Genomic DNA, 22119 nt, shown 5'->3' with positions numbered 1-22119 from the left:
CGCCAGTGACTGTTTTTTTCTTGCGCTTGCTGTCAGCGCTGAATCAGATAGCGAATAGTCGGGCCGTCTTGCTGGATATCCAGCACGGTATAGCCGTAATTTCGTGCATCCAGCGGAATATTATTGATGGATTGCGGACAGTCGCTGATCACTTCCAGAATCTCCCCCGGCTTCAGTTGGGGCATGGCTTCCAGTGTCGCCACCGCAGGATAGGGGCAAGGCTCGCCCACCATATCCAAGCGGTAATCGGGCACGATAGGTTTATCTGGTGAATGACTCATAGTGACTCCTTAGCCGGAACGGATACGGTGCTATTCTGTTGACGCGCTTTCTGCTTGCGGAAAAAGTGCTTTTCCCACCACAGCATGGCGGCAAAGGCGATGGCGAGCATCAGGTAAGTGACCAGCAATCCGCCCATCGGGCCGAAGGTCTCCAACAGGTTCACTTTGTCATAATTAGTCGCCAGTGCGGGGGCGAAATCGTCCCAATAGTAGGCCAACAGGGTCGCGCCGATAATATTGCCCAGCCCCACCCACCAATAGTGAATCTGCCCCTCCACGGCGCGATACATCCAGCCAGTTTCACAGCCCCCCGCCAGCACGATGCCAAAACCAAATAGCAGGCCGCCAATCACTGCATTCGGCCCGGCCCATAAAATCTTCGGTGCCACCCCCAGTTGGACATAACTGAAAATGCCGATAGCACTGACCGCCATTCCCAGAATAATGGCCTTCGCCATATGGGTGCGGCCCGTGATCCACAGGTCGCGAAACGCGGAGGTAAAGCAGATCTGCGCCCGCTCAATCAGTAGCCCAAAACCGATGCCGCACAGCATGGCAATGCCCAGTTTGGGGTGGCGGAATAGCTCAATCAGCGACCAGCTCAGCGCCAGCACAAATACTCCCATGCCGAGGCGAAAACGGCGTGCCGCTCTGGCAGGATGCTGAGTCAACGGCGAAGCTGCCGTCACTTTTTGTAACTTCACCGGAATACGAAACAGCGGCAACAGGGTGAATTTGGCACCAAAATAGGAACCCGCAGCCGTCGCCAGCGCAAAGAACCACGCGTGTAGTGAAAACTGAGGAATACCAGTGAAGAACGCCGCCAGATTGCACCCCATCGCCAGACGCGCACCAAAACCGGCAATGATGCCACCCAGCAGCGCCTGCGCAATGCGAATGCCGTGCTGGGGCTTACGCAACTTCACATTGTTGGCCCAGAGCGCGGCGGCGATACATCCGGCAAACATGCCGATAATCATCATGCCATCGATACGATCCAGTGGCGTCCCTTCCAGCCCAATCACTTTAAAGTAACCCCACTCTTCTGGATGCGCGCCAAAAAGCTGCATCAGATGGCCGCCCCAGCGCGTGAATTCGCCAGTGACCGCCCAAAAAGTGCCGGTTAAACCAAAGTAATAGGTCGAGAGAACACCAGCGGCGATCACCGCAGGCAGCGGTGCCCAAAAGCGCACCAGATATTGAGACTTAAACATTTGCCAGCTCACACTGACACCTCCAAAATAGGTGTTGTCAGCTGCGATATCAGGCGATGCGCAGCGACGGAATAATAGACCTAGATATAATAAGTCAATTATGCCGTCAATGGAGCCTCATCGTATCGTTATTGGGGTGTTAATCAAAAGTTAACTCACTCACTGGCGCGTTGATATCCCTCTGGCCTCCCCTTTACTCCATCAGCGACCGCATATGGGATGGGCACTGCTGGAAACGGCGACGAAAACTATCTGAAAAATGAGCGTGATTGCTAAAACCGCACTCCATGGCAATATCGGCCACCCGTAGCCGAGTGGATAACAGTAATTCGCAGCCTTTTCTCAGCCGTTGATCCAGCAGCCACTGTTTAGCCGACATACCGAATTTCTCATAGAATAGAAAATTCAATTTGCGGGTCGAAATCCCTAACTCATCGGCATAACGCGAAACGCTCCATGGATTGAGGCGATTCTTCTCAAAGAACTCCAGCAGCTCGTTATTTGTGCCGACGATTGATTCTAATAATCGGGAGAAATAGACCGCGTCCAATCCTAAACAGTAAAGGTAGATAAACGTTAATGAGCTGCTCTTTTCTATGCTGATTAACTGCTCAGCTGCATGAATAATCTCGTGACTTGCTGGCAATATTTTATAGCGATTAGACATTTTATAGGGTAAACGAAATTTATTCGGCTGTACCATCTTGCTCGCGAGATTTTTATAGATGGGCAACAGATCGATAGAGTGACACAATATTGAAATAAAAGCGCTTTGTGAAAATGAAGAGACGGTGGCCCGCTCGTCAACAATAACCAGATTTCCCGCAGGGACAACATGGCACGCCCCTTCGTGGCGTAATATCCCCTCTTGCCTAAATAGAATAAATTGTATTGTTTTCATTATATTCCTTAGGATGTTGCTAAATTTGCGCAAGATTGTCAAATATGAGCGAGAATAGATATCAGGTCTAGACCTGAGGTAACTCATGGCAATATTTAATTTATTCTGGAATAACTTCCCTCTTCCTAATTCTATTCCGTCGCTGTGCATATATAACCAAGCAGTTAAAAGATCATCGCCCCTGTAATACGACAGCTTCATTACCCGTTGTATATAATTTTTCGCTACAAGGTGAAAATATGACTTTATATTTTATATAATTAAATGAACCTATAACGAGCAGTAATGAAATAAGTATAATTCTTGAGATCAATTATTAATTGTGGCGTACTGAAAAAAATTCAGGTGACTTTATGGACACTTCATCATCACTCGTCACTCGACTGACATTGATACTGGGTATGACATTAATGGCTATTGGGTTAATTTCCATTTCGGCCACGGCACTCTTTTCCTATGAGGATACACGTCAGCGACGGGTGAATGAATTAACACATAAGGCTTCATTACGTGCAAATTTAAGCAATGACCAATTTGAAGGGGCTGAGCGTGATGCGGCGTCATTCATTAATCACCAGACAACTTATCATCTCGACAGTTTTACCATTAACAGTAAAGACGGAATCACCCTATTCCGGTCTCAATCGGTATCCAATGACTATTTGAGTCAACGACATAATGAATTACTTCTGCTGCCGCTATTTCCGACTCATGGCAATATTTTCTGGGGCAGACCGACCTATTCAGCGCAAAATGGTTGGCATGTTTCTGTTGCCGCCGGTGATCAAAAAGGCTCATTAGCTGGGTTTTCATTAAAACTAAATAAATTGCTCACTGATAATCAGCCGATAGGACAACGGGACATTAATTTATGGTTGGATAAAAATGGCGAGTTATTACCGATATCTCAACAAAATATACCGTTAAGCCAGTTACATGAAATTCTTCGTCAGCTCAAAGAGATCCATTTGCATGATGGCTGGCAGCAAACGTCCGATTATTGGGTGTTGAGAACGCAGTTAAAAGGCCCGGGTTGGCAGCAATTAGTTATTTATCCCAGCGTCGGTTTTGCCTGGGAGGCGGCCAAGCCCGCTTTGCATCAATTACCTTTTGCATTCGCTATTTTATTGTTACTCACATTAGTGCTTTCACTATTACTGCGTTATTACCTGGCAATCCCCCTATGGAACTTCGTTAATATTATTGGTGCCACCGGCCCACAAGCGATGGAGCCACGGTTACCCGTTAAGCGCATGGATGAACTAGGAATGATTGCTATGGCTTACAACAAGTTACTGGATGCATTGAATGAGCAATACGACACTCTGGAGATGAAAGTTGAGAAACGAACCCTCGCGCTGGCAAAATCAAAACAGGCTGCCGAGCAAGCTCATCGCCGCAAGCGGGTGCATCTGACCACCATTAGTCATGAAATTCGTACCCCCCTAAACGGGGCTTTAGGCGCAGTCGAATTATTACAAAATACCGCACTCACCCCCGAACAATATCGATTGGCGGAGACTGCTCGCCAATGTTCACACTCTTTACTGGCAATCATCAATAATCTATTGGATTTCTCCCGCATTGAATCGGGCCAAATGACGTTGTCGCAGGAAAAAACAGCACTATTACCTTTATTGGATCAGGCCATGCTGACAATTCATAGCCAAGCTTTGAGCCAATCACTCTTTCTCTCGACTTATGTCAGCTCAGAAGTCCCTTTATCAGTTGAGTTGGACAGCCAACATTTAAAACAGATTCTGATTAATTTATTGGGCAATGCGATTAAGTTTACCCAACAGGGTCATATTAGTCTGAATGTCGAATGTAAAGACAATCAACTCTGCTTCACCGTTGAAGATACCGGCAGTGGTATTGATTCACAGCACCAGCAAGCCATATTCAGTCCCTTTGTCCAAGCCTGTGACCATCGACATGGTACTGGCTTGGGACTCACGATTGCAGATAATCTGGCAAGAATGATGGGCGGGAAGATTACGCTTTCCAGTCAATTAGGCCAGGGGAGCCGCTTCACATTAAGTTTGCCGTACCATGGGGTCATCCCCGTAAAGCCTTTTAACAGCAAATTAGGTGCACCTCCGTCATTACACCCGCAATTATCTGCTTGGGGAATTATCTGCCCACCTGCGAATAATGAGTCGTCACTCTCGCCATTAGGGCCATTTACCGATAAAGAGTTAAACTACCTACCGGGCCGCTTATATACCAAAGTAGAAAAATATCTGAGTCGCCATCATGCTCCCGTACCCTCTACGCAAGAGATATCGCAAAATCTTCCGCTACAACCTTGGCACATGTCCATATTGTTGGTCGATGACGCAGAAACGAATCGTGATATTACCGGCATGATGCTGCAACAATTAGGGCATCAAGTCACATTGGCAGAGAGTGGCGAAGTCGCGCTGCATCTCGGCCAAAGTCAGCGTTTTGATTTGGTGCTGATGGATATTCGTATGCCGGGTATGGATGGGCTGACCACCACCCGCTGTTGGCGTGAGGATATGATTAATTGTGATAATCGCTGCATGATAACCGCGCTGAGCGCCAATACTAACCCTGACGAAAAAATAAAGGCCTATCAAGCGGGGATGAATCACTATCTCTCCAAGCCCATTACTTTTTGCCAATTAGCAGAAGTGCTGGATCTGGCCGCACAATTTCAGCTTGAGCGCGATATTAGCCTCTCTCCCCACATCTCAATCCCCAGACCCCTATTAAATCTGGATGACGATTTGCTTCGACTGAAATTATCTCAGTCTCTAAAAGTACTGGTGCAGCAGGCAAATGAATCGCTCACTCATCTCCCCAGTTTGTCGCACATCATCCACACCTTAAAAGGCTGTGCCGGTCAAGCGGGGCTGATTGAATTACAAAATGCCGCCATTCAACTGGAAATAGCGATCGAGGATCAGGACACCATTACATCACAAGATATCTCTCGTCTTGACGAGATAATTCATTCGCTATTTTAAATTTGAAGTTCCGGTAACCCTATTTCAATCACGTAGAAGGAACAACGTTATGAAGACGAAACTACTGATCGTTGACGATCATGAACTCATTATTAATGGGATTAAAAATATGCTTTCGGCTTATCCGCGCTATCAGATTGTTGGTCAGGCGGAAAATGGGCTGGACGTCTACAACTTATGTCGTCAGACCGAACCGGACATCGCTATTATTGATTTAGGTCTGCCCGGAATGGATGGTCTTGATGTGATTATTCAGCTTCTTCGCCGTTGGCCGACCATGAAGATCTTGGCATTTACCGCCCGCCATGAAGAACATTACGCCAGCAGAACATTAAGCAGTGGAGCACTGGGTTATGTTTTAAAGAAAAGCCCACAACAGATTCTGATGGCAGCCATTCAAACCGTGGCGGTCGGGAAACGCTATATTGATCCTGCACTGAATAGCGAGTTAATGAGTAAAATGTCGTCGCATGGCAACAAGAGCAACCAACCCATTCTCACACCACGAGAGCGACAAATTCTAAAACTGATTACCGAGGGTGCCTGTAACCGTATTATTGCGGATCGGCTGTCAATCAGCCAGAAAACAGTTGAGACTCATCGGCTTAATATGATGAAAAAACTGGATGTGCACAAAGTCGCCGAGCTGATTCATTGGTCGTATCGCTTAGGATTAAATGCATAATTACGGCAACTTCACTGGCGAAACATGAATGATAAACATCAATAAAAAACCCCCTGTCAGTATTGCTCTGATAGGGGGTTCATCGCCAAACAGCTCTTATGCGAATCTTAATGAATCCATGATCCGCTCACTGATGTGCGCCTGATATTAACCTTGGCTAACCGGTGTTTGCTTCGGTGCAAACAACGCTTTTTCATATGCCTTGGCTTTCTTATGGTCAAACTGGTGCTCCCATTTGGCGATAACCAACACCGCCAATGCATTACCCACCACATTCAACGCGGTTCGGGCCATATCCAGAATACGGTCCACACCGGCAATAAAGGCCAAACCTTCCAATGGGATACCCACGCTGCCCAATGTTGCCAGTAAGACAACAAAAGAGACACCTGGGACACCTGCAATCCCTTTTGAGGTCACCATTAAGGTCAACACCAGAATAATTTCTTGGCCGATGGAGAGTTCAATACCGTAGAGTTGGGCAATAAAGATCGCCGCAATACTTTGGTATAACGTGGAGCCATCGAGGTTAAATGAATAACCTGTCGGCACCACAAAACTGGTGATGGATTTAGGCGCGCCATAAGCTTCCATTTTTTCAATAATTCGCGGCAACACGGTTTCAGAGCTGGCCGTAGAATAGGCCAAAATCAGCTCATCTTTTAGAATTCGAATTAATGTCCAAATGCGCAATTTACACAATCTTGCTACGGTACCTAGCACCACTAAAGCAAAGAAGAGAATCGCGGCGTAAACCAGAATAACCAATTTGGCGAGAGGAATCAGCGAAGCAAAACCAAAGTTGGCGACGGTGACCGAGATCAAACCAAACACCCCGATAGGCGCATAACGCATTATCATGTGTGTGACTTTGAACATGCTTTCTGAAACAGCTTTAAACACGTTCAACAGTGGTTCTTTGGTTTCTTTTGGCAATGAAGACAGCCCTAAACCAAACAACACTGAGAAGAAAATAATAGGCAACATATCGCCTTTCGCCATTGAGGCAAAGACGTTCGCAGGGATCAGCGACAAGATAGTGCTGACCAAACTGTGGCTACCACTTTGAACTTGTTCGGTGGTTTTTTCATACTGCGAGATATCCACCACCGTCAGCGCCGACATATCAATGCCATGCCCCGGCTGGAATACATTCGCCAAGGTAATCCCGACGATAATCGCGACGGTCGTAATCACTTCGAAATAGATGATGGTTTTCAGGCCAATGCGCCCCAGTTTCTTCGCATCACCCACACCCGCAATCCCGACGATCAGGGTTGAAATAACAATCGGTACTACAATCATTTTAATTAAGCGGATAAATATATCGCCCGCTGGACTTAAAACGTTACTGACTAACCACTCTCTCGACTCAATTTGATTATGCAGAATCGCACCAACCAAAATACCTAATACCAGCGCGATGAGTATTTGCCAAGCCAAACCTATTTTTACACTTTTCATACCCTAAAAATCCCTCAAAGCATGCCAAGAAATGCAAGTTACCCAGCATTTCAAATGGAATACTTAATCATTAAATACGGGGCTATAGTTGATGGAGCTTATGGTACGGCCTCCCGCCAGCCGTCCACGTTATAAATCAGTATCATTTTTGGACACGCTTCTGCAAGCCTTGTTTACACAAAGCCCACATCGCGGTGAGTGTTAATATCGGCCTGAAAAGCCATTAAGATTCAGTAAATATTTGTTATTAAAAAAGTAAAATAGCTCAATTGCAAATAACAACCAACTCTATTAGTAGAAAAAATAAGCTAAATTAAATTACAAGAAAAATCCTATTAATGTTCTATTTTTTGACGCGTTATGTTTCTATTTTGTTAAATTTCACTTTCGAAAGTCGGAATTTATCTTGGATATTCTACAATAAAATCTGTTTTTTAATCAAAATACAGTGCGAGTTTTCTCTAAAGTGGAGAAATATAAAATCGCATAATTATGCTATTCGTTTTTTATTTTCACTACTATATTCCCAACTGGAATATATATTCCAATTTAATTACTATCCGATATTAAAATAGTCTCACCCTGCTGTTGTAAATTTAATTTCTATTTTTAGGTTTACTAGTTGTATTGAACTGAATTAGTCACGCTACGTTAGCGCTCTGGGTTATACATGCGTTTAAATATCTCTATTTCACTCAAGAAATGAGCTGACGAGCACATTTCTTTCCTTTATTTCATGGCCTCAAAGTCCCTCTCCTATCATTAAGATATCGATTCACCACGCAGCACGTTAAGTAAGTCTCTAAATCAACATCTTTTATGCGTGATCTGCCGCCCAAAAAAGAAACAAAACACCCACTCGCACTATAATTAACCTTTGATTGACATATTATTAACAATCCCAAGGAGAACTATTATGAGCCAAATACATAAACACCCTATTCCAACTGCAATTGCAGCGCATGCCCTGATAAACCCAGAACAATATCATCAATACTATCAACAATCGGTGCAGAACCCGGATGAATTCTGGGGTGAACAGGGCAAGATTATTGATTGGATTAAGCCGTATACCACGGTAAAAAACACCTCCTTTGATCCCGGCCATGTGAGTATCCGCTGGTTCGAAGATGGCACGCTGAATCTTTCCGCCAACTGCCTCGACCGCCATTTAGCTGAACGTGGTGATCAAACCGCGATTATCTGGGAAGGTGATGACCCTAACCAGTCAAAAACCGTCACTTATAAGCAGCTTCACCATGATGTTTGCCAGTTTGCCAATGTGCTGAAAAAACTGGGTATCAAAAAAGGTGATGTGGTGGCTATCTATATGCCGATGGTACCAGAGGCCGCTGTTGCCATGCTGGCTTGCGCACGTATTGGTGCCGTTCACTCTGTTATTTTTGGTGGATTCTCTCCTGATGCCGTGGCTGGCCGCATCATCGACTCTAACTCAAAATTGGTGATTACTGCCGACGAAGGCATCCGTGCAGGTCGTGCAATTCCACTGAAAAAAAATGTCGATGACGCGCTGAAAAACCCGGCCATCACCAGCATCAAGAATGTGGTCGTCTTCCAACGCACCGGCAATGCCAGTTATTGGAAAGAGGGGCGGGACTTATGGTGGCATGATCTGATTAAAGAGGCTTCGGCTGACTGCCCAGCGGAAGAGATGAGTGCGGAAGATCCGCTGTTTATCCTCTATACCTCGGGTTCCACAGGCAAACCGAAAGGGGTATTGCATACCACTGGCGGTTATTTGGTGTATGCCGCGCTGACCTTTAAGTATGTTTTTGATTACCACCCCGGTGATGTCTACTGGTGTACCGCCGACGTCGGCTGGGTTACCGGCCACAGTTATCTGCTCTACGGCCCGTTGGCCTGTGGCGCTATCACGCTGATGTTTGAAGGTGTGCCGAACTATCCGGGCGTCAACCGCTTGGGTCAGGTTATCGATAAGCATCAGGTCAATATTCTGTATACCGCCCCAACCGCAATTCGCGCCCTTATGGCGGAAGGCGATAAGGCCATTGAAGGGACTAAGCGCGACTCACTGCGCATCATGGGATCAGTAGGCGAGCCAATCAACCCAGAAGCGTGGGAGTGGTATTACAACAAGATCGGCAACAGTCAATGTCCGATTGTCGATACTTGGTGGCAGACGGAAACTGGCGGGTTCATGATCACCCCGCTACCGGGTGCGACTGAGTTGAAAGCGGGTTCGGCGACTCGCCCCTTCTTTGGTGTACAACCGGCGATCGTCGACAATCTGGGCAATCCGCAGGAGGGCATCGCAGAAGGTAATCTGGTCATCACTGACTCTTGGCCGGGTCAGGCCAGAACCCTGTTTGGCGATCATGACCGTTTCGAACAAACCTACTTCTCCACCTTTAAAGGCATGTATTTCAGTGGTGATGGCGCACGCCGTGACGAAGATGGCTACTACTGGATCACTGGCCGAGTCGATGATGTGTTGAACGTTTCAGGCCACCGCTTAGGGACCGCCGAGATTGAATCCGCATTAGTCTCTCACCCCAAAATTGCCGAAGCAGCCGTTGTTGGGGTTCCGCACAACATCAAAGGGCAGGCAATCTACGCCTACATCACACTTAATCATGGCGAAGAGCCAACGCCCGAGCTGTATACCGAGGTTCGTAACTGGGTGCGCAAAGAGATCGGCCCGATCGCAACTCCGGACATTCTGCACTGGACAGATTCACTGCCAAAAACCCGCTCAGGGAAAATCATGCGCCGGATTCTCCGTAAGATTGCGGCGGGGGACACCAGCAATTTAGGGGATACCTCTACGCTGGCCGATCCGGGTGTCGTGGACAAATTACTGGAAGAAAAACAATCAATGCAAGCACCGTCGTAAATTGTGCCGCCTGCGGGCGGCAACCTTAATTAATGCCTCACAGGAGAACTCTGATGAATGACAGCATTTATCAAGAGATTGAAAATAACCCGCGTTTCAAAGAGTTGGTGCAAAAGCGTGGTCGCTTTGCCTGGCTACTGTCGCTAATTACGTTAGCGCTGTATGTCGGCTTCATTTTCCTTATTGCTTTCGAACCACAATGGCTCGGTACCCCGCTTTACGCCGGTTCCAGCATTACTCGCGGTATTCCCGTGGGTGTGGGGCTGATCGTTATCTCTTTTGTTCTTACTGGTATTTATGTAATTCGTGCTAATGGCGAGTTTGACCGTCTGACGGCAGAAATTCTTCGCGAGGTGAAGCAATGAAGATCCGCCATTGGTCCGCACTTTCCTTACTGGCTCTGCCTGCGCTGTCACAGGCAGATGCGATTACTGGCGAAGTTCATCGTCAACCGTTGAACATTCAGGCGATCGTGATGTTCGTTCTGTTTGTCGGCGCAACACTGTATATCACCTACTGGGCGTCAAAACGGACCCGCTCCCGACAAGATTATTACACCGCAGGCGGTCGGATTACCGGCTTCCAAAATGGGCTGGCAATCGCTGGCGATTTTATGTCGGCGGCCTCATTCCTCGGCATCTCGGCATTGGTTTACACCTCCGGCTACGATGGTTTGATTTACTCCATCGGGTTCTTAATCGGCTGGCCAATCATTCTATTTTTAATCGCGGAACGTCTGCGTAATCTGGGGCGCTATACCTTTGCCGATGTGGCCTCCTATCGATTGAAGCAGAAACCCATCCGAACCTTATCCGCTTGTGGCTCATTAGTCGTGGTTGCCCTGTATCTGATCGCCCAAATGGTGGGGGCAGGTAAATTGATTCAGCTGCTATTTGGCTTGAACTACCATGTCGCTGTAGTGCTAGTCGGCCTCTTGATGGTGCTGTATGTGCTGTTTGGCGGCATGTTGGCAACCACATGGGTGCAGATAATCAAGGCGGTGATGTTGCTGGCCGGGGCATCATTTATGGCCCTAATGGTGATGAAGTCCGTTAACTTTAACTTCAATACATTATTCAGCGAAGCCGTCAAAGTTCACCCTAAAGGCTTGGCCATCATGAGCCCCGGCGGATTGGTTTCTGACCCTATATCAGCGCTATCTCTGGGTCTGGCATTGATGTTTGGTACGGCGGGCTTACCTCATATCCTGATGCGCTTCTTTACGGTAAGTGATGCAAAAGAGGCCCGTAAAAGCGTGTTCTACGCTACTGGCTTTATCGGTTACTTCTACATCTTGACCTTCATCATCGGCTTTGGCGCGATCCTGTTGGTTGGCCCAAACCCCGCATTTAAAGACGCAGCTGGCGCATTGCTGGGTGGCAATAATATGGCGGCAGTCCATCTGGCTGATGCCGTCGGTGGCAGCTTCTTCTTGGGCTTTATCTCAGCCGTCGCCTTTGCCACCATTCTCGCCGTCGTCGCGGGGCTGACACTAGCCGGAGCATCGGCCGTTTCGCATGACCTTTACGCGAGTGTGATTAAAAACGGTAAAGCGAATGAACGCGATGAGCTGAAAGTCTCAAAAATCACGGTTGTCGTGTTAGGGTTCGTGGCGATTGGCTTGGGGATTCTGTTTGAAAAACAGAACATTGCCTTCATGGTAGGTTTGGCATTCTCCATTGCCGCCAGCTGTAACTTCCCCATTATCTTCATCTCCATGTATTGGGAAAAACTGACCACCCGTGGTGCCATGATTGGCGGCTGGTTGGGGCTATTGACTGCGGTTATCTTGATGATTTTAGGCCCAACCATCTGGGTGACGATTTTGGGGCATGCAAAACCAATTTATCCGTACGAATACCCTGCATTGTTCTCAATGATAGTGGCATTCGTCGGGATCTGGTTCTTCTCCATCACCGATACTTCAGAAGCGGGTCAGCAAGAGCGTCTGCGTTTCAAAGCTCAATTCGTACGATCACAAACAGGTTTGGGCGCGTCACAGAGCAGCTCTCACTGAGAGTATTTTATCGCGATAAGGCCCCTAAGGGCCTTTTTTTATGGCTTGAGCCAACGGTCCAGCCACGGGAAAACCACATCTTGCTGCTCTTGGAAAAACACATGCCCAAGATCCGGCCAACTGCGAGTGAGCAGCCGCGACTCAGCATTCTGCGAACGCCAGATTGCATGTACTTTACCGTAAGCCTGCTCTACGGAATCTGACGGGAATAATTTATCTTTTCCGCCATTAAAAAGCAGCATCGGTTTCGGCGCGGCTAAACTGGCAATATCAGGGAAATCTAACTTATTGGCGATACCGGGATGCAACATGTAGAAAGCCGATTGCCCACGAAGGACATTATTGCCCGGTGTCATCAGGCCTTGATAGTTTCCAAACCAAGATATAGCGGCGGTCGCGGCCACCTTATCTGACAGTGCCGCCAGTTGCCAAGCGCGGTAGGCCCCCATAGAAAAGCCGAGTGCCCCGATACGCTGGCGATCAACCGACGGAAGTGTCGCCAGAAAATCAACAGTTCGCATATCCTCATACGCCATATTGCCGGCTAATGAGCGACCAAGATTGAAGAAATTGCTGGCTAAAGCCTGCTGCTGCTCATAACTCATTGGGCCTCTATCACCCCAGCCAATAGCATCAATGGAAAGCACCACATAGCCACGTTTCGCCAATTCATCGCCAATAAACTTGCCGCTAAAGAATTTATCAGCCCAGGCCTGCGCCGAGGCGAGTTGCGCGCTCTCTCCCCACGGGCGGATCATTTTCTCTTTACCAATATCAAACTTAGAACCGTGATCATGCAGCAGAACAATCGCCGGATGAGGGCCTTTCCGCTTGGGGGTTAATAGCAATCCCTGAACACGGCTTTCATCAGTAATATTTAATGCTATTTTTTCAGCAACATAACTCCCACGATCTTGCTGATCGATCTTCTCTGCGGCAAAGGCAATGGTTGAGTCAGGAGTGAGCAATGCTTGTCTGAGGATTTTCCGAGTATCACTTTTCCATAGCGCGAAGTCGGTATATTTTCCGGCGAGCCATGAGCTTTGGTAGGACATCTGCTTTTTTAACTGTGGGTAGAAAACAGGGAGATTATTTTCGGTGATGGCTTCTTTTTGATGTGTCACTGAACTGGCCTGCGCTGCTGTAGCAGCAAGTGTCGCAGACAGTGCAAGTGTGCGTACGAAGAGACTTGCATTCATTCAAACCTCACAATCAAAACATCGTTCCAATTTTAGATTGAATGATTTTAAAGAAATAAAGGTTATTTTCTGTGGTGGGGGCTATAAAAATGGGAGAAAACTAAAAAAATGGATCATTCGAGTTAGCGAGTGATCGTCTTATCTTGGGGGTGAGTCTGACTCTTTCAGGGGCTGAACGGCATATGATGCTCGAGTAGCACACGCCAGAATCACACACAGAAAAAAACTTCTGCATTACAGAAGGATTTTGGTTTTGGTTTTGGTTTTGGTTTTGGTTTTGGTTTTGGTTTTGACACATAGCAAAAACCCCACGCTTTTGGCATGGGGTCTCGGCTTGATTTGATGCCTGGCAGTGTCACAGTATTCGTCTCATCTTGAGGATGAGTCTCACCCCTTCGGGGCCAGCGCAAGGCGCTGTTCAAACTGCATGCGCAGTAGTATTCGTCTCATCTTGAGGATGAGTCTCACCCCTTCGGGGCCAGCGCAAGACGCTGTTCAAACTGCATGCGCAGTAGTATTCGTCTCATCTTGAGGATGAGTCTCACCCCTTCGGGGCCAGCGCAAGACGCTGTTCAAACTGCATGCGCAGTTTGTCGCATGTCATGCTCGAATAGCACACGCCAGAACCATAAGCAAAAAAGGCCACCCATCAGGGTAGCCTTTTTGTTTATTTGATGCCTGGCAGTGTCCTACTCTCGCATGGGGAGACCCCACACTACCATCGGCGCTACGGCGTTTCACTTCTGAGTTCGGCATGGGATCAGGTGGGACCACCGCGCTATGGCCGCCAGGCAAATTCTGTTTCAATCAACTCGCTCACGATAAACTCTCGTCAGCCAGCCAATCCAATCTCGGAACATTCGCTGAAAATCTACTCTCAAATCACCAAAACACCTTTGGTGTTGTAAGGTTAAGCCTCACGGATCATTAGTACTGGTTAGCTCAATGCATCGCTGCACTTACACACCCAGCCTATCAACGTCATAGTCTTTAACGTTCCTTCAGGGGGCTTAAAGCCCCAGGGAAGACTCATCTCGAGGCAAGTTTCCCGCTTAGATGCTTTCAGCGGTTATCTCTTCCGAATTTAGCTACCGGGCAATGCCATTGGCATGACAACCCGAACACCAGTGATTCGTCCACTCCGGTCCTCTCGTACTAGGAGCAGCCCCTCTCAATCTTCCAACGCCCACGGCAGATAGGGACCGAACTGTCTCACGACGTTCTAAACCCAGCTCGCGTACCACTTTAAATGGCGAACAGCCATACCCTTGGGACCTACTTCAGCCCCAGGATGTGATGAGCCGACATCGAGGTGCCAAACACCGCCGTCGATATGAACTCTTGGGCGGTATCAGCCTGTTATCCCCGGAGTACCTTTTATCCGTTGAGCGATGGCCCTTCCATTCAGAACCACCGGATCACTAAGACCTACTTTCGTACCTGCTCGAGCCGTCACTCTCGCAGTCAAGCTAGCTTATGCCTTTGCACTAACCTCACGATGTCCGACCGTGATTAGCTAACCTTCGTGCTCCTCCGTTACTCTTTGGGAGGAGACCGCCCCAGTCAAACTACCCACCAGACACTGTCCTCACCCCGGATTACGGGGCCGAGTTAGAACATCAAACATTAAAGGGTGGTATTTCAAGGTTGGCTCCATGCAGACTGGCGTCCACACTTCAATGCCTCCCACCTATCCTACACATCAAGGCTCAATGTTCAGTGTCAAGCTATAGTAAAGGTTCACGGGGTCTTTCCGTCTTGCCGCGGGTACACTGCATCTTCACAGCGAGTTCAATTTCACTGAGTCTCGGGTGGAGACAGCCTGGCCATCATTACGCCATTCGTGCAGGTCGGAACTTACCCGACAAGGAATTTCGCTACCTTAGGACCGTTATAGTTACGGCCGCCGTTTACTGGGGCTTCGATCAAGAGCTTCGCCTTGCGGCTGACCCCATCAATTAACCTTCCAGCACCGGGCAGGCGTCACACCGTATACGTCCACTTTCGTGTTTGCACAGTGCTGTGTTTTTATTAAACAGTTGCAGCCAGCTGGTATCTGCGACTGGCTTCGGCGCCGAGAGCAAGTCTCTTTACCTAATGCCAGCGTGCCTTCTCCCGAAGTTACGGCACCATTTTGCCTAGTTCCTTCACCCGAGTTCTCTCAAGCGCCTGAGTATTCTCTACCTGACCACCTGTGTCGGTTTGGGGTACGATTCAATGTTACCTGATGCTTAGAGGCTTTTCCTGGAAGCTTGGCATCAACTACTTCTGCACCGTAGTGCATCGTCATCACACCTCAGCGTTGATAAGCAACCGGATTTACCAAGTCACTCCGCCTACATGCTTAAACCGGGACAACCGTCGCCCGGCTAGCCTAGCCTTCTCCGTCCCCCCTTCGCAGTAACACCAAGTACAGGAATATTAACCTGTTTCCCATCGACTACGCTTTTCAGCCTCGCCTTAGGGGTCGACTCACCCTGCCCCGATTAACGTTGGACAGGAACCCTTGGTCTTCCGGCGTGCGGGTTTTTCACCCGCATTATCGTTACTTATGTCAGCATTCGCACTTCTGATACCTCCAGCAGCCCTCACAGGCCACCTTCAACGGCTTACAGAACGCTCCCCTACCCAACAACACCTAAGTGTCGCTGCCGCAGCTTCGGTGCATGGTTTAGCCCCGTTACATCTTCCGCGCAGGCCGACTCGACCAGTGAGCTATTACGCTTTCTTTAAATGATGGCTGCTTCTAAGCCAACATCCTGGCTGTCTATGCCTTCCCACATCGTTTCCCACTTAACCATGACTTTGGGACCTTAGCTGGCGGTCTGGGTTGTTTCCCTCTTCACGACGGACGTTAGCACCCGCCGTGTGTCTCCCGTGATAACATTCTTCGGTATTCGGAGTTTGCATCGGTTTGGTAAGTCGGGATGACCCCCTAGCCGAAACAGTGCTCTACCCCCGAAGATGAGTTCACGAGGCGCTACCTAAATAGCTTTCGGGGAGAACCAGCTATCTCCCGGTTTGATTGGCCTTTCACCCCCAGCCACAAGTCATCCGCTAATTTTTCAACATTAGTCGGTTCGGTCCTCCAGTTAGTGTTACCCAACCTTCAACCTGCCCATGGCTAGATCACCGGGTTTCGGGTCTATACCTTGCAACTAGACGCCCAGTTAAGACTCGGTTTCCCTACGGCTCCCCTATTCGGTTAACCTTGCTACAAAATATAAGTCGCTGACCCATTATACAAAAGGTACGCAGTCACACCACGAAGGTGCTCCCACTGCTTGTACGTACACGGTTTCAGGTTCTATTTCACTCCCCTCGCCGGGGTTCTTTTCGCCTTTCCCTCACGGTACTGGTTCACTATCGGTCAGTCAGGAGTATTTAGCCTTGGAGGATGGTCCCCCCATATTCAGACAGGATGTCACGTGTCCCGCCCTACTCATCGAGTTCACAGAAGGTGTGTTTTTGTGTACGGGACTATCACCCTGTACCGTGCGACTTTCCAGACGCTTCCACTAACACACAAACTGATTCAGACTCTGGGCTCTTCCCCGTTCGCTCGCCGCTACTGGGGGAATCTCGGTTGATTTCTTTTCCTCGGGGTACTTAGATGTTTCAGTTCCCCCGGTTCGCCTTGCATGGCTATGTATTCACCATGCAATAGTGCAACGAATTGCACTGGGTTTCCCCATTCGGGTATCGTCGGTTGTAACGGTTCATATCACCTTACCGACGCTTATCGCAGATTAGCACGCCCTTCATCGCCTCTGACTGCCTAGGCATCCACCGTGTACGCTTAGTCGCTTAACCTCACAACCCGAAGGTGTTTCTGTGCTCAAAGTGGTTGCGCGTTCACAAATGCGGTGTTGTTCCGTGCGCGCAATCCTCATGAACATTAAGTTCACTCCGGTTGCTGTGCGCGGTACGCCTTGCCTTTGCGTCGCTCACTCACTTTTTGACATCGAAAACCTGTCGCATTGCGATTATTTGAGAGACTCTAATACAGGTTACTTCTTATCTCAGTACTGCTACGGAGAGATAAGTTTCAGCTGTATTGTTTCAATTTTCAGCTTGTTCCAGATTGTTAAAGAGCAATATCTTAAACACGACTCGTTAAAGTCATCTTTAAGATATTTTTTAGTTCATAAAGAACCAGTGATAATGTCTTTCACACATTATCGGATTGGCGTCCCCAAGGGGATTCGAACCCCTGTTACAGCCGTGAAAGGGCAGTGTCCTAGGCCTCTAGACGATGGGGACACGAAGTACCGATTAAACCGAAATCTAACCGTTCGCGTCAGCATGAGTCGAAACTCACGACATCAACAGGTGCTCTTGCTCATTACATTCATCAGACAATCTGTGTGGACACTACGCAATGCGTATCGTTAGGTAAGGAGGTGATCCAACCGCAGGTTCCCCTACGGTTACCTTGTTACGACTTCACCCCAGTCATGAATCACAAAGTGGTAAGCGCCCTCCCGAAGGTTAAGCTACCTACTTCTTTTGCAACCCACTCCCATGGTGTGACGGGCGGTGTGTACAAGGCCCGGGAACGTATTCACCGTAGCATTCTGATCTACGATTACTAGCGATTCCGACTTCATGGAGTCGAGTTGCAGACTCCAATCCGGACTACGACAGACTTTATGTGGTCCGCTGGCTCTCGCGAGTTCGCTTCACTTTGTATCTGCCATTGTAGCACGTGTGTAGCCCTACTCGTAAGGGCCATGATGACTTGACGTCATCCCCACCTTCCTCCGGTTTGTCACCGGCAGTCTCCCTTGAGTTCCCACCATTATGTGCTGGCAACAAAGGATAAGGGTTGCGCTCGTTGCGGGACTTAACCCAACATTTCACAACACGAGCTGACGACAGCCATGCAGCACCTGTCTCACAGTTCCCGAAGGCACCGAAGCATCTCTGCTAAGTTCTGTGGATGTCAAGAGTAGGTAAGGTTCTTCGCGTTGCATCGAATTAAACCACATGCTCCACCGCTTGTGCGGGCCCCCGTCAATTCATTTGAGTTTTAACCTTGCGGCCGTACTCCCCAGGCGGTCGACTTAACGCGTTAGCTCCGGAAGCCACGCCTCAAGGGCACAACCTCCAAGTCGACATCGTTTACAGCGTGGACTACCAGGGTATCTAATCCTGTTTGCTCCCCACGCTTTCGCACCTGAGCGTCAGTCTTTGTCCAGGGGGCCGCCTTCGCCACCGGTATTCCTCCAGATCTCTACGCATTTCACCGCTACACCTGGAATTCTACCCCCCTCTACAAGACTCTAGCTTGCCAGTTTCAAATGCAGTTCCCACGTTAAGCGCGGGGATTTCACATCTGACTTAACAAACCGCCTGCGTGCGCTTTACGCCCAGTAATTCCGATTAACGCTTGCACCCTCCGTATTACCGCGGCTGCTGGCACGGAGTTAGCCGGTGCTTCTTCTGCGAGTAACGTCAATCAATCGTGCTATTAACACGACTGCCTTCCTCCTCGCTGAAAGTGCTTTACAACCCGAAGGCCTTCTTCACACACGCGGCATGGCTGCATCAGGCTTGCGCCCATTGTGCAATATTCCCCACTGCTGCCTCCCGTAGGAGTCTGGACCGTGTCTCAGTTCCAGTGTGGCTGGTCATCCTCTCAGACCAGCTAGGGATCGTCGCCTAGGTGAGCCATTACCTCACCTACTAGCTAATCCCATCTGGGCACATCCGATGGCGTGAGGCCCGAAGGTCCCCCACTTTGCTCTTGCGAGGTCATGCGGTATTAGCTACCGTTTCCAGTAGTTATCCCCCTCCATCAGGCAGTTTCCCAGACATTACTCACCCGTCCGCCGCTCGCCGGCAAAGTAGCAAGCTACTTTCCGCTGCCGCTCGACTTGCATGTGTTAGGCCTGCCGCCAGCGTTCAATCTGAGCCATGATCAAACTCTTCAATTTAAGATTTGTTTGATTTGCTACTAATGAAAGTAGCGATGCTCAAAGATTACTTTCTGCAAATATGCATTCGAACCGAAGTTCAAATGTGTACTGCTTTGGTCACTCTTCAAGACTTTGATATTGCTTCTGCCTGCCGAAACAGGCTTCGATATCGTCTTGCGAGTGCCCACACAGATTGTCTGATAAATTGTTAAAGAGCAGTGAGTTAGCAACCTTCCGGTCAGTAACTCGAGGTGCGCATATTACGCTTTCCTCACTCAGAGTCAACTACTTATTTCGTTGAATTTCTCTGTTCTCTTTGCCGGTCACTTAACTACTTGATTCGTTGTGTGCCGTCTCGATGGATGCGCATTATAGGGAGTCGAGTTTTTTGCACAACTCTTTTTTCGTCTTTTTCTACTGTTTGAATACTTTTCGCTCCTTACGCGCAGATCTTGGTCGATCCGCCTTATTTTCACTGCGCTCTCCGCCTCCGATTGGTTGTAATTCCAGCAACAAAGGCTAGTATTGCCAGTAAAATATGATCGTATAAAAGAGGTTATTATTATGTCTGATGCTATTCGCCCCTATCTACACTATTTACCTACGCTTGGTGATCGCGTCATGGTTGATGGATCCAGCGTGATCATTGGCAACGTTGTTCTGGGCGATGATGTGAGTGTCTGGCCGTTGGTCGCGATTCGGGGTGATGTCAATCAGGTTGTCATTGGCGCACGTTCAAATATTCAAGATGGCAGTGTGCTACACGTTACCCATAAGTCGGAGCACGATCCTAAAGGGAATCCACTGATTATTGGCGAAGACGTGACGGTTGGGCATAAGGCGATGCTTCATGGCTGCACTATTGGTAATCGGGTACTCGTGGGGATGGGATCGATCCTGTTAGATGGCGCGGTAATAGAAGATGATGTGATGATTGGAGCCGGTAGTCTGGTTGCTCCTGGAAAACGGTTGGTGAGTGGTTACCTCTATATGGGTAGCCCCGCGAGACAAGTCCGCCCGTTAACGCCGGCGGAATTAGAAGGTCTGCTTTACTCTGCCGGTAACTACGTGCGCTGGAAAGATGACTATCTGACTGAAACCAAATAAGTCATCATTATTATCGTGGATGCAGGAGATAGGTCATCTCTTTCCTGCATTATTCCGCGCTCTTCTATTTACCTAACTCATTACGCAACTGATTTAAGACCGGTGCTATTTCAGGCATCACACCATGCCAGAGTTGGAAAGCATGTGCCGCTTGCCCCACCAGCATACCCAGACCATCTGCATAGCTTGTCACACCAAGCCTCTTACCCCAGGCCAAAAATGGCGTGTCATCAGCTTGATAGAACATATCGTAGCAGCGAGTTTGTGGGCCGATGATATCTGTAGGTAAGTTGGGAACCTCGCCATGAATACCTGAAGCGGTTGCATTTATGATTAAATCAAATTGCTGCCCGTGCAGGGCCTGCATTTCGGCAGCATCAATATCACCCAAATGGTGGAATACTTCAGCAAGCTGATGTGCGCGTATATAAGTGCGATTAGTCATAACGACTTTGCACCCATATGAGAGTAAAGGAAGGATAACACCACGGGCCGCCCCACCTGCCCCTACTAACAGGATAGTATCGGTTGTTTGGATCAGGTGTAGTCGTTGAAGATCACTGAGCATGCCAATTCCGTCGGTATTGTCACCTAATAAACGGCCATCTTCTAATTGTTTGATCGTATTAACCGCACCTGCCAATGACGCACGATCCGTCAGTTCATCACATTTAGCATACGCGCGTTCTTTAAACGGCGTGGTGATGTTCGCACCTACTGCTCCATCAGCAAAAAAGGACGTTAATACATCCTCAAATGTTTCATTAGGTGCAAGCACTTTACCGTATTGATGCTCTATACCTGTTTGCTCAGCAAAAAGCGCATGGATCCTCGGCGACTTGCTGTGCCCAATGGGATTACCAAACACTGCGAACTTCTGATCCATGCTATTTCCTACCCTTGACGAAATTGCTTACCGGTTAAGGCGTCTCTGATTTCAGATGGGTTCAAACGACCACCAACCTTGCCAAGAAGCACCGGCAGTGAAGGGCCAAATTGTATTCTCACTTCTTCATCGGTACGGCAAGGCTCATGACCACTTAAATTGGCGCTGGTTGAAACCAGTGGCTTGCCATATTGCAAGCAAAGTTGCTGTACAAGTGGGTGGTCACTCACCCTGACAGCCAATGAATCAAAGCTACCCGTTAGCCAACGTGGCGTTTCAGTACGAGCAGGAATCACCCATGTGACCGCCCCAGGCCAGCATGAAAAAATAGTCTCTCGTTGTGAGTCACTTAATGACGAGTCATCAACATAAGGTTTTAATTGTTCATAATTGGCCGCAATCAGGATCAAACCTTTTTGCCATGGTCGCTGTTTTAAGGTTAATAGGGCATTCACAGCCTTTTCACTATCAGGGTCACAGCCTAAACCAAAAACGGCTTCTGTCGGATAGGCAATAACTTCTTCTTGCCGCAATGCCCGCAACACATCGGCCAAAACATCACTATTCTCTTTCATG

At 48.4% G+C, this 22119-nt stretch carries 13 protein-coding genes, 1 tRNA gene and 3 rRNA genes; 6 read left to right on the top strand and 11 right to left on the bottom strand.

The window, feature by feature from the left end; genetic code table 11:
- Positions 1-32: 32 nt before the first annotated feature.
- The 3 genes from yedF to HRD69_RS07110 form a co-directional block, all read right to left on the bottom strand.
- A complete protein-coding gene (gene yedF / locus HRD69_RS07120; RefSeq protein WP_032813336.1) occupies positions 33-281 on the bottom strand; it encodes a sulfurtransferase-like selenium metabolism protein YedF in 249 nt (82 codons plus the stop codon).
- The gene (gene yedE / locus HRD69_RS07115; RefSeq protein WP_230817667.1) at positions 278-1543 is read right to left on the bottom strand and encodes a selenium metabolism membrane protein YedE/FdhT; all 1266 of its coding nucleotides are present in this window, start codon (positions 1541-1543) and stop codon (positions 278-280) included. Before yedE ends, yedF begins: the two co-directional genes overlap by 4 nt.
- A gap of 145 nt (positions 1544-1688) precedes the next feature.
- Positions 1689-2396 carry a helix-turn-helix transcriptional regulator gene (locus HRD69_RS07110; protein ID WP_004874049.1) on the bottom strand — a complete coding sequence of 236 codons (708 nt, stop codon included), beginning with the start codon at positions 2394-2396 and terminating at the stop codon, positions 1689-1691.
- Positions 2397-2749: 353 nt separating this feature from the next.
- On the opposite strand from HRD69_RS07110, the gene HRD69_RS07105 reads away from it, so the two are divergent.
- The gene (locus tag HRD69_RS07105; RefSeq protein WP_032813340.1) at positions 2750-5389 is read left to right on the top strand and encodes a two component system sensor kinase; all 2640 of its coding nucleotides are present in this window, start codon (positions 2750-2752) and stop codon (positions 5387-5389) included.
- Positions 5390-5438: 49 nt separating this feature from the next.
- Positions 5439-6074 (top strand): two component system response regulator, encoded by a 636-nt coding sequence (locus HRD69_RS07100; protein ID WP_004874051.1) that lies wholly within the window; start codon positions 5439-5441, stop codon positions 6072-6074.
- Positions 6075-6221: 147 nt separating this feature from the next.
- On the opposite strand, the gene gltP is transcribed toward HRD69_RS07100, so the two are convergent.
- Positions 6222-7538 carry a glutamate/aspartate:proton symporter GltP gene (gene gltP / locus HRD69_RS07095; RefSeq protein ID WP_004874053.1) on the bottom strand — a complete coding sequence of 439 codons (1317 nt, stop codon included), beginning with the start codon at positions 7536-7538 and terminating at the stop codon, positions 6222-6224.
- Positions 7539-8454: 916 nt separating this feature from the next.
- On the opposite strand from gltP, the gene acs reads away from it, so the two are divergent.
- Genes acs through actP form a run of 3 tightly spaced genes read left to right on the top strand, consistent with a single transcriptional unit; the run spans position 8455 to position 12430 of the window.
- Positions 8455-10413 carry an acetate--CoA ligase gene (gene acs, locus HRD69_RS07090; RefSeq protein WP_004874054.1) on the top strand — a complete coding sequence of 653 codons (1959 nt, stop codon included), beginning with the start codon at positions 8455-8457 and terminating at the stop codon, positions 10411-10413.
- A gap of 53 nt (positions 10414-10466) precedes the next feature.
- A complete protein-coding gene (locus HRD69_RS07085) occupies positions 10467-10778 on the top strand; it encodes a DUF485 domain-containing protein (protein WP_004874055.1) in 312 nt (103 codons plus the stop codon).
- The gene (gene actP, locus HRD69_RS07080; RefSeq protein WP_032813342.1) at positions 10775-12430 is read left to right on the top strand and encodes a cation/acetate symporter ActP; all 1656 of its coding nucleotides are present in this window, start codon (positions 10775-10777) and stop codon (positions 12428-12430) included. The genes HRD69_RS07085 and actP overlap by 4 nt, the downstream gene beginning before the upstream one ends.
- Before the next feature lie 38 nt (positions 12431-12468).
- On the opposite strand, the gene HRD69_RS07075 is transcribed toward actP, so the two are convergent.
- From HRD69_RS07075 to HRD69_RS07055, 5 genes are all read right to left on the bottom strand, one after another.
- Positions 12469-13485, bottom strand: a complete 1017-nt coding sequence (locus HRD69_RS07075) for a dienelactone hydrolase family protein (RefSeq protein WP_172984640.1) — start codon at positions 13483-13485, stop codon at positions 12469-12471.
- 820 nt (positions 13486-14305) lie between these two features.
- Positions 14306-14421 (bottom strand): 5S ribosomal RNA (gene rrf / locus HRD69_RS07070).
- Positions 14422-14535: 114 nt separating this feature from the next.
- Positions 14536-17442: ribosomal RNA gene (locus HRD69_RS07065) — 23S ribosomal RNA — on the bottom strand.
- A 374-nt stretch (positions 17443-17816) separates the two neighbouring features.
- Positions 17817-17892 (bottom strand) — tRNA-Glu (locus HRD69_RS07060).
- Between the two features lie 133 nt (positions 17893-18025).
- Positions 18026-19568 (bottom strand): 16S ribosomal RNA (locus HRD69_RS07055).
- Together the 16S, 23S and 5S rRNA genes with 1 tRNA gene alongside form the textbook arrangement of a ribosomal RNA operon.
- A gap of 546 nt (positions 19569-20114) precedes the next feature.
- On the opposite strand from HRD69_RS07055, the gene HRD69_RS07050 reads away from it, so the two are divergent.
- Positions 20115-20657, top strand: a complete 543-nt coding sequence (locus HRD69_RS07050) for a gamma carbonic anhydrase family protein (RefSeq protein ID WP_032814319.1) — start codon at positions 20115-20117, stop codon at positions 20655-20657.
- A gap of 64 nt (positions 20658-20721) precedes the next feature.
- On the opposite strand, the gene aroE is transcribed toward HRD69_RS07050, so the two are convergent.
- Both aroE and tsaC read right to left on the bottom strand, forming a co-directional pair.
- Positions 20722-21543, bottom strand: a complete 822-nt coding sequence (gene aroE / locus HRD69_RS07045; RefSeq protein WP_032814321.1) for a shikimate dehydrogenase — start codon at positions 21541-21543, stop codon at positions 20722-20724.
- A gap of 8 nt (positions 21544-21551) precedes the next feature.
- Positions 21552-22118, bottom strand: a complete 567-nt coding sequence (tsaC, locus tag HRD69_RS07040; protein ID WP_004875087.1) for an L-threonylcarbamoyladenylate synthase type 1 TsaC — start codon at positions 22116-22118, stop codon at positions 21552-21554.
- Between the last annotated feature and the right edge of the window lies 1 nt (position 22119).

Origin of the sequence: Yersinia mollaretii ATCC 43969 (assembly GCF_013282725.1) — a bacterium.
Classification (GTDB): Bacteria; Pseudomonadota; Gammaproteobacteria; order Enterobacterales; family Enterobacteriaceae; genus Yersinia; species Yersinia mollaretii.
The sequence above is the reverse complement of the archived record's forward strand: the minus strand, read 5'-3'. Positions and strand labels throughout refer to the sequence as shown.